Below are 8,017 nucleotides of genomic sequence, written 5' to 3'. Positions count from 1 at the left end.
GGGCTATTTTTTTTTTTTTTTTTTCAAGCAGAAGAGGGCATACGAGGTTTATGAGCGTCTGGTGGGCTGGGAGATGTGTATAGGAGACAGGGGTGGGTGGGGGAAAGCCCGCGGTCAGTCGCGAAGCGGCTTCGCTCCGGTGGCCCGTGCCACCAGCGCCTCGTACACGTCGGGGGACGTCGTGTGCTCGCCGAGCCGGCACGGCTTGCGGTCGCCGTGGTAGTCGCTCGAGCCCGTCGTCAGCAGGGAGAGGTCCGTGGCCAGGGAGTGCAGCCGGACGCGCGTGTCGATGTCGTGGTCCATGTGGTCCACCTCGACGCCGTCGAGGCCCGCGGCGGCCAGCCGTGCGATGGCGTCCTCGGAGACGACCCGGCCGCGCGAGGCGGCGAGCGGGTGGGCGAAGACCGCGACGCCGCCGGCCGCGTGGATGAGGCGGATGGCCTCGAAGGCGTCCAGCTCGTGCTTGCCGACGTAGGCACGACCGCCGTCGCCGATCCACTCGGCGGTGAAGGCCGCCGAGACGTCCTCGACGACCCCCGCCTCGACCATGGCCGCCGCGACGTGCGGGCGGCCCACCGCGCCCTCGGCGAGCTCCCTGACCCGCTCCCAGGTGATCGGCACACCCAGGTCCCGCAACCGCGCCACCATGCCCTGGGCGCGCGGCACCCGGTCGTCGCGCAGCAGGTCGCGCTCCCTGGCGAAGGCCGGCTCCTCGGGGTCGAAGAGGTAGCCGAGCATGTGCAGGCCGATGCCGTCCAGCCGGCAGGAGATCTCCGCGCCGGTGACCAGGGTCAGTCCGCTCGGCAGCGCGGCCGCCGCCGCGGCGTGGCCGGCGACCGTGTCGTGGTCGGTGAGCGCCACCACGTCGAGTCCGCCGGCCGCCGCGTTCCGTACGAGGTCGGCGGGGGAGTCGGTGCCGTCTGATGCCGTGGAGTGGGCGTGCAGATCGATGCGCATCAGGTCAGGGTAGAGGGCCCGGTTGGCGTCGGCCGCGCCTGGAGGGTGCGGACGGCGGCGACCAGGGGGGCGAGCTCGGGGCGCCGTTCGGCGAGGTCGAGCGCTTCGCGCAGGGCCGTCTCGTTGGTGGGGCGGGCCTCGCTCAGCAGCCGGCGGCCGGCGTCCGTGACGTCGGTGTAGATGCCGCGGCGGTCGGTCGGGCAGAGGTAGCGGGTGAGCAGGCCGCGGTCCTCCAGGCGGTTGACCAGGCGGGTGGTGGCGCTCTGGCTGAGCACCACCGCGTCGGCGAGCTCGTTCATCCGGAAGTGGCCGCCGTCGCCGTCGTGCTGCTGGCTGAGCACGTTGAGGACCGAGTACTCGCGGACGCTGAGGCCGTGGCCCGCCTGCAGGGCGCGTTCGATGTGCGCCTCGATGCGGTCGTGCAGCGCGGACAGCGCGCACCACCCCTGGGCCAGACCGGGTTCGGTACGCATCGCCTCTCCTTCCGTCCCGCCCAGCATAGTCCTGTCCCGCGATTGTCGGCGTTTGTGAATAGTAGGCGTCTGCAATTATTGTCCAGGCGGGTAAGAGTCGTCCGCAATGAAGGACGGGCGGCCGGAAGAGACTGAGGAGGGCTCCCTCATGCCCATCGCGCTCTTGGCGCTGGCCATCGGGGCTTTCGGAATCGGCACCACCGAGTTCGTGGTGACGGGGCTGCTGCCGGAGTTCGAGGCCGAGTTCGGCGTCTCCACGCCCACCGCCGGGTTCACCGCCACCGGCTACGCGCTCGGCGTCCTGGTCGGGGCCCCGCTGATCTCGGTCCTCGCCGGCCGGACGGCGCGCAAACGGCTGCTGATGACGATGATGGGGCTGTTCACGGTGGGCAACGCGCTCTCCGCAGTGGCCCCCGAGTTCTGGGTGCTGCTGGTCGGACGGGTGGTGTCGTCCCTGGCGCACGGCGCGTTCTTCGGGGTCGGCTCGGTCGTGGCGGCGCGGCTCGTGGCGCCGGCGCGGCGGGCGAGCGCGATCGCGCTGATGTTCACCGGGCTGACCGTCGCCAACGTCGTAGGCGTGCCGGCCGGCACCCTGCTCGGCCAGCAGGTCAGCTGGCGGCTCACGTTCGCGGCCATCGCCGTGGTCGGCGTGCTGGCGCTGGCCGGCGTCGTCGCCCTGGTGCCGGCTGGCGCGGGTGAGGACCCGGAGGCGGGTGGCGCCCCGGCGGGCGGCGGGCCGCGGCACGTCCGCCGCGAGCTCGCCGCGTTCCGCGACGCCCAGGTGCTGCTGGCGATGGCCATGACCGTGCTGGGCTTCGGCGGCGTGTTCGCGGCGATCACCTACATCGCGCCGATGATGACGGACGCGGCCGGGTACGCCGAGTCGAGCGTGAGCTGGCTGCTGGTGCTGCTCGGCGTCGGGATGGTGATCGGCAACCTGGTCGGCGGCCGGTACGCGGACCGGGCGCCGACCAGGATGCTGTACGTCTCGCTGGCCGCGCTGGCCGTCACGCTCGCGGCGTTCACCCTCACCGCCCACGACCGGCTCGGCGCCGCGGTGTCGCTGCCGCTGATCGGCGCGTTCGGCTTCGCCACCGTGCCGCCGTTGCAGAAGCGGATCCTGGACAACGCGGCGCAGGCCCCGACGCTCGCCTCCGCGGTCAACATCGGCGCCTTCAACCTGGGCAACGCGCTGGCCGCCTGGCTCGGCGGCCTGGTCCTCTCCGCCGGCGGCGGGGCGACCACGCCCAACCTGGTGGGCGCCGCGATGGCTGCCAGCGCGCTGGCGCTGGCCGTGTTCGGCTCGGCCCTCGAACGCCGCGGGCGCGGCGGCGCCGACGAGCACCGGCAGCCGAGGGCGGAGCCCCGGTTCCTCGCTAGGACATGATCCGCGGGGAGAGGGCCCCGCAGGGCACCAGCTCCAGCTCGGAGCCGGCGTCGCGCAGGTCGGTCAGCACCAGCTCGTCGTACATCAGGACCCCTGCCTGCTCCGGCCACAGCACCGCCCACAGCCACAGGCCCATGGCCTCGCCGGCGAACACCGCGCGGTCCGCAGGCGCGTCGGCGACCTGCCAGAGCGGGGTGGGGTGGCCGGCGGCGAGCACCTTGACCTGCGGCGAATCGTCCACCGGCAGACGCGGCCCCGGGTCGGGCCCCGCGACGCCGGCGAAGCGGGCGCCGAGGCCGACGCCGAGCTCCTCGGCGATCAGCACCATCTCGCCGGGCCCGCCGAGCGGCCCGGGGCCCGAGCAGGCCACCGCGGAGGCCCGGCCGCCGGTGCGGTCGTCGCCGGCGCGGGCCACGCCCGTGAACAGCCAGCCGACCGGCAGCGGCCACGGCATCCACACCGGGACCCGGGTGCGGTTCACGACCACCGTGAGGGCGTTGACGCTGGGCGGGACGACGGGCTGCACCGGATGGACGGCGCCATGACCGGCACACTGCCAGGAGTCGGCGAAGAGGCCGGGTGCTCGCACCCGCCCGCCACACCTCGGGCAACTGGGTTCGCCCCTCATAGGGACCAACGGTCCCTCTGCCCCGCCCCATCCGTCAAGGCGTGTCCCCCGACGGTGCGACGCGGGCGCGACGGGGGTCGAGCGGGTCGACGCCGAGCTCCCGCCACCGCTCAAGCAGGGCCGGCGCGCCCCTGGCACGCTTCCACGCCGCCTCATTGGGCGTCAGCGGCAGCACGGGCAGGAAGCGGACGGGATCGCGCGGCGCCGGCAGCGCGAGCTCCGGCACGGTGCCGTTCGGCTCGCCGAGCAGCACGGAGGTGAACGGCGCCCCAGGCCACAACGGACGCCCCAGGTCGAGCGAGCCGCCGGGGGCCGCGACCACGCCCTCCACCTGCGGGCTCGCGGCCACCGTGGCCAGTGCGCGCGGCACCCCGTCGACCGCGGGATCGCCGGCCCGCACGGTGAGCAGCAGCTCGGCGCGCGGACCGCGCTCGGGGTCGGCCAGGACGGCCGTGGGGTCGGCCATCGGCGCCGCCGCCATGCCGACCGTGGCGTAGCGCACCAGCTGACGCGCGGTGTCGGGGAAGCGCAGCACCTCGATCCGCTCGGCGCCGAGGAACGTCACCGCGGCCCGGCCGTCCGGCTCGCCGAGGGCCGAGCGCAGCCGCTCCTCGACGAGCCCGAGCACCTCGACGCTCACCGCCGCTCCCCCCGGATGACCAGGGCGAGGCCGACCAGGATCACGGCCAGCGCCGGGTAGGCGGCGACCGGCGGCAGCTGGCCGAGGGCGAGCGCGGCGATCAGCACCGCGCCCGGCGTCTCGAGCAGCGTCGCCGTGGAGGTGACGGAGGGCCCGAGCCCGCGCACCACGAGGTTGAGCAGCGAGTGACCGAACAGCTGGGCGACGACGGTGATGGCGAGCAGCTTCAGCCAGGTCTCCCCCGAGTAGCCGCCGAGCGCGGCCCCGGCGAGGAGGCAGACGGGGAGCAGCAGCGCCGTGGTGGTGCCGTAGCAGAGCAGGGTGTAGGCGGTGGTGCTCGTGGTGCGCCGCACCTCGGCGCCGAGCAGCACGTACGCGGCGCCCGCGATGCCGCCGCCGAGCGCCAGGGCGTCGCCGGCCAGGGCGTCGGCCGAGACGGCGAGGTCGACGCCGGAGAGCAGCACCACGCCGGTGAAGGCGATGGCCGAGCCGAGCCACACGCCCGCCGGCGGTCGGTGGCCGAGGAGCCGCAGCGCCAGCACGGTCCACAGCGGCGTCGTGGTGGCCAGGGCCACCGAGGAGGCGACGGAGGTCAGCCGGAGGCTGGGCAGCCAGAGCCCGAAGTGCGCGGCGAGCGCGGCGCCGGCGGCGAGCGTGAGGAGCAGGGTGCGGCGGCTGACGCGGGCCAACTCGGCGCGGAGCGCCCGCCGTCGCGCCAGCACCGGCAGCAGGCTGGCCACGGCAAGCGCGTTGCGCCAGAAGGCGATGGCCAGGGCGGGGGCCGCGGTGCCGGCCGTGAGCGGGCCAGAGGCCGAGATGCCGACGACGGCCACGCCGAGCAGCGGCCAGTCGAGGCGCGAGCCGGCGACGGGCGCGAGCGGGACGGCCTGGCCGGCCGAGGCGACGCCGCCACGGGCCCTGGCACGTGCGCTGATCACTCGACCCCTCCCCTCGGGCCCGTCGGACGGCGGAACGCGCGTCGCTCCGGCGGCCCTGGTGGCCTGGTGCCCGCGCGGCGCGGCGAGCGGCGAGCCGCCCCCGCCGACTGGCCCGGCCAGGGCCTCCGCCTTCGGGACCGGCCCGGCCACCGCCTGGCGACGTCAGAGGGCGCCGAAGCCCACCCGGCGGGCGGCCTGCACGCCGATCTCCACGTAGGCGATCCGGTTCGAGGGCACCAGGACCTTGCGACCACGCTCGTCGACGAGCGAGAGCAACTGGTTCTCGGAGGCCAAGGCGTCGGCGACGGCCCGCTCCACCTCCTCGGCAGACTGCCCGCTCTCGAGAACGATCTCGCGCGGCGTGTGCTGAACGCCGATCTTGATCTCCACGGCTTGTCCCTCCGCTGATCCGTTAGCTCGTCACAGGTTAGCCGCGTGCGGAGGTGCCCCGGACGCGGCCGGCCACGCCCAGAGCGAACACCGGACCGCCGGGGCCGAGCCGTCAGTTCTGCTTGGGGAAGCCGGCGATGCCACGCCAGGCCAAAGCGGCCGTCAGGTTCTTCGCCGTCTCCCGCGGGATGCCGCGCCCGGAGCTGAGCCAGTGGCGGGCGGTGATCTGCGCGAGCCCGCAGAGGCTCACCGCGAGCAGCATCGACTGGTCCTCCGGCAGGTCGGTGTCCTCGGAGATCAGCGGGCTGACGAGCTTGGCGCAGTCGAGCGAGACCTGGTCGACGCGCTCCCGCACCGACGGCTCGTTGGTCAGGTCCGACTCGAAGACCAGCCGGAACGCGCCGCCCTCGTGCTCCACGTAGGAGAAGTACGCGTCCATGGTGGCGGCGATCCGCTGCTTGTTGTCGCTGGTGGACGCCAGCGCCCGGCGCACCGCCTGGACCAGCGCCTCGCAGTGCTGGTCGAGCAGCGCCAGGTACAGCTCGAGCTTGCCGGGGAAGTGCTGGTAGAGCACGGGCTTGCTGACCCCGGCGCGGACGGCGATGTCGTCCATGGCCGCCGCGTGGTAACCCTGGGCGACGAAGACCTCCTGGGCGGCGCCCAGCAGCTGGTTGCGCCGGGCCCGGCGCGGCAGGCGGGTGCCGCGGGGGCGCGCCTCGGTCTGCTCTGTGGCTGTCACGCCGCCTCCCGGTGGTCGTGTGTGCGTGTGGTGCTGCTCGTGCTCTTCGTACCGTGTTCCGTCTGTCGCGCTGTCGCGTGCTGGTGCTCGTACTCGTACGTCCAGTCGTCATCGTACGGTCGTGCGGTCGCGCAGCGTGCATTGTGAGGGGAGGATTTCACTCTGCGGACACCGGCCGCGGGCGTCGCCTCCGCCACCGGGCGCGGTCGGCCGCTCAGCGCGCGTCCTCGCGGTAGTCGTCGTCGCCCGGGTCGACCACGCGGGCCTGCTCGGCCGCGTCTCCCGGGTCGGCCTCCGGCGCGCCACGCTCCGCGAGCGGCGTGTCGCGCAGCCTGAGCAGCTCGAGCCGCTGCTCGGCGACGTCGCCCTCGGCGGCCTCCTCGTCGAGCTCCTCCTCGTATTCCACGGACTCCGGGTACTCGTCGAAGGACTCCGGCTCTGTCGGGTCCTGCCGCATCGCTCACCACCTCCGGCTCTCGGGTGGGCACCTCCCACCCTAGGCGCGCGCGCCGCGAGAGGCGAACCGGAATGTGACGCCGGACACAGGACCAAGGTCCGGCTGGTGCGTGTGTGCGAGCGTGACGGGCTCGTAATATTGCGCCCATGCCATCCACGGAAGAGCAGCGAGCCGAGGCGGCGCTCGCCGCCGCGGAGGGCTGGCCAGGGGTGCGGGAAGGGGAGACCCTCCGCACCACCGACCTCTCAGGGATGACGCTCGCGGTCCGCCGCCGAGCCGGCGGCGTCGACGGTCTCGAACCGGCACTCCTGGTGCACGGCCTCGGCGGTTCCTCGCGCAACTGGTCTGCGCTGATGGAGCAGTTGGCCGCGGACGTCGAGTGCGAGGCGCTCGACCTGCCGGGCTTCGGCGCCTCGCCGCCGCCCCCGACCCGCGACTACTCCGTCTACGGACACGCGCGCGCCGTCATCCGGCTGCTCGACGCCGGGGGCCGCGCGCCGGTGCACCTCTTCGGCAACTCGCTCGGCGGCGCCGTCGTCACCCGGGTCGCGGCGCTCCGCCCCGACCTCGTCCGCACCCTCACGCTGATCGCGCCGGCCATGCCGGAGCGGCTGCCGCGGCTCACCTCCCTCCCCACCGGCCTCGTCGGCGTGCCGGGCGCGACCCGGCTGCTGCGCTGGGCGACCCGCGACCAGGCGCCCGGCCGGCGCGCCCGCGCGGTGTTGCGCCTGGTGTACGGGAACCCGGAGCGGATAACGCCCCTGGAGTTCGCCATGGCCGAGGCCGAGATGGAGCGCCGGCAGGGGCTTCCCTACTTCTGGGAGTCGCTCGGCCGCACCACCCGGGGTCTCCTCAACGCCTACACGCTCGGCGGCCAGCACTCGCTGTGGCGGCAGGCGGAGCGGGTGCTGGCGCCGACGCTCCTGGTCTACGGCGCCCGCGACCGGCTGGTCGGCGTCGCCAGCGCCCGGCGGGCCGGCCGGGCATTCGGGTTCTCCCGGCTCGTCGTGCTGCCGGAAGCCGGTCATGTGGCGATGATGGAGTTCCCGGCCGAGGTGGCCGGTGCGTTCCGGGAGTTCCTCACCGAGGCGGCCGTGGCCGCGGGCGACCGAGGGGAGGCCGATGGACGCCCGTGACGGCGCCGGGTCCCGTGTGGGGCCGGCGACAGGACCGCGCCAGGAGTATCTCGATGCCTTCGACGCCCCCGACGCCGCCCGACCGCGGCGGCCCATCCCCGGGCAGCGCCTGGCGGGCGCGGCAGCGCCCGGACGAGTGGGGGTGGCGACCGAGACCGGGTCGAGGGCCGGGGACGACGGGCGTGCGGGAGGCGCAGGACCCGCGGACGGGGGCGCCGGAGGGCCCCGGGACGACGGGGCTGAGCCGGCCGACAGGGCCGACGGGCCCGATG

General features: G+C 74.7%; 10 protein-coding genes. 2 read left to right on the top strand and 8 right to left on the bottom strand.

The genetic code is table 11. The annotated features are described in order from the left end of the window. Positions 1-114 precede the first annotated feature (114 nt). Together E1265_RS29700 and E1265_RS29695 are read right to left on the bottom strand one after the other, a co-directional pair. Positions 115-957, bottom strand: coding sequence for a PHP domain-containing protein (locus tag E1265_RS29700; protein ID WP_132934084.1), 843 nt, complete (start codon positions 955-957; stop codon positions 115-117). Next, positions 957-1,430, bottom strand: coding sequence for a MarR family transcriptional regulator (locus tag E1265_RS29695; protein WP_132934083.1), 474 nt, complete (start codon positions 1,428-1,430; stop codon positions 957-959). Before E1265_RS29695 ends, E1265_RS29700 begins: the two co-directional genes overlap by 1 nt. Before the next feature lie 148 nt (positions 1,431-1,578). On the opposite strand from E1265_RS29695, the gene E1265_RS29690 reads away from it, so the two are divergent. After that, complete coding sequence (locus E1265_RS29690; protein WP_132934082.1) at positions 1,579-2,817, top strand: MFS transporter; 1,239 nt, start codon at positions 1,579-1,581, stop codon at positions 2,815-2,817. Here E1265_RS29690 and E1265_RS29685 read toward each other — a convergent pair. From E1265_RS29685 to E1265_RS29660, 6 genes are all read right to left on the bottom strand, one after another. Then, complete coding sequence (locus E1265_RS29685) at positions 2,807-3,445, bottom strand: DUF6758 family protein (RefSeq protein WP_132934081.1); 639 nt, start codon at positions 3,443-3,445, stop codon at positions 2,807-2,809. The two genes, E1265_RS29690 and E1265_RS29685, sit on opposite strands and share 11 nt — an antisense overlap. 34 nt (positions 3,446-3,479) lie before the next feature. Then, the gene (locus E1265_RS29680) at positions 3,480-4,085 is read right to left on the bottom strand and encodes a suppressor of fused domain protein (RefSeq protein WP_132934080.1); all 606 of its coding nucleotides are present in this window, start codon (positions 4,083-4,085) and stop codon (positions 3,480-3,482) included. Beyond that, complete coding sequence (locus E1265_RS29675; RefSeq protein WP_132934079.1) at positions 4,082-5,023, bottom strand: DMT family transporter; 942 nt, start codon at positions 5,021-5,023, stop codon at positions 4,082-4,084. Before E1265_RS29675 ends, E1265_RS29680 begins: the two co-directional genes overlap by 4 nt. A gap of 162 nt (positions 5,024-5,185) precedes the next feature. Then, positions 5,186-5,413 (bottom strand): DUF3107 domain-containing protein, encoded by a 228-nt coding sequence (locus E1265_RS29670; protein WP_132934078.1) that lies wholly within the window; start codon positions 5,411-5,413, stop codon positions 5,186-5,188. Positions 5,414-5,525: 112 nt separating this feature from the next. Beyond that, complete coding sequence (locus E1265_RS29665; RefSeq protein ID WP_132934077.1) at positions 5,526-6,152, bottom strand: TetR/AcrR family transcriptional regulator; 627 nt, start codon at positions 6,150-6,152, stop codon at positions 5,526-5,528. A gap of 214 nt (positions 6,153-6,366) precedes the next feature. After that, positions 6,367-6,609, bottom strand: a complete 243-nt coding sequence (locus tag E1265_RS29660; protein WP_132934076.1) for a hypothetical protein — start codon at positions 6,607-6,609, stop codon at positions 6,367-6,369. A 146-nt stretch (positions 6,610-6,755) separates the two neighbouring features. On the opposite strand from E1265_RS29660, the gene E1265_RS29655 reads away from it, so the two are divergent. Next, positions 6,756-7,745 (top strand): alpha/beta fold hydrolase, encoded by a 990-nt coding sequence (locus tag E1265_RS29655; RefSeq protein WP_132934075.1) that lies wholly within the window; start codon positions 6,756-6,758, stop codon positions 7,743-7,745. The last annotated feature ends 272 nt before the right edge of the window (positions 7,746-8,017 follow it).

The sequence above is a fragment of the Streptomyces sp. 8K308 genome (assembly GCF_004348315.1).
Classification (GTDB): domain Bacteria; phylum Actinomycetota; class Actinomycetes; order Streptomycetales; family Streptomycetaceae; genus Streptomyces.
This window is presented reverse-complemented; position numbering and strand designations above follow the sequence as displayed.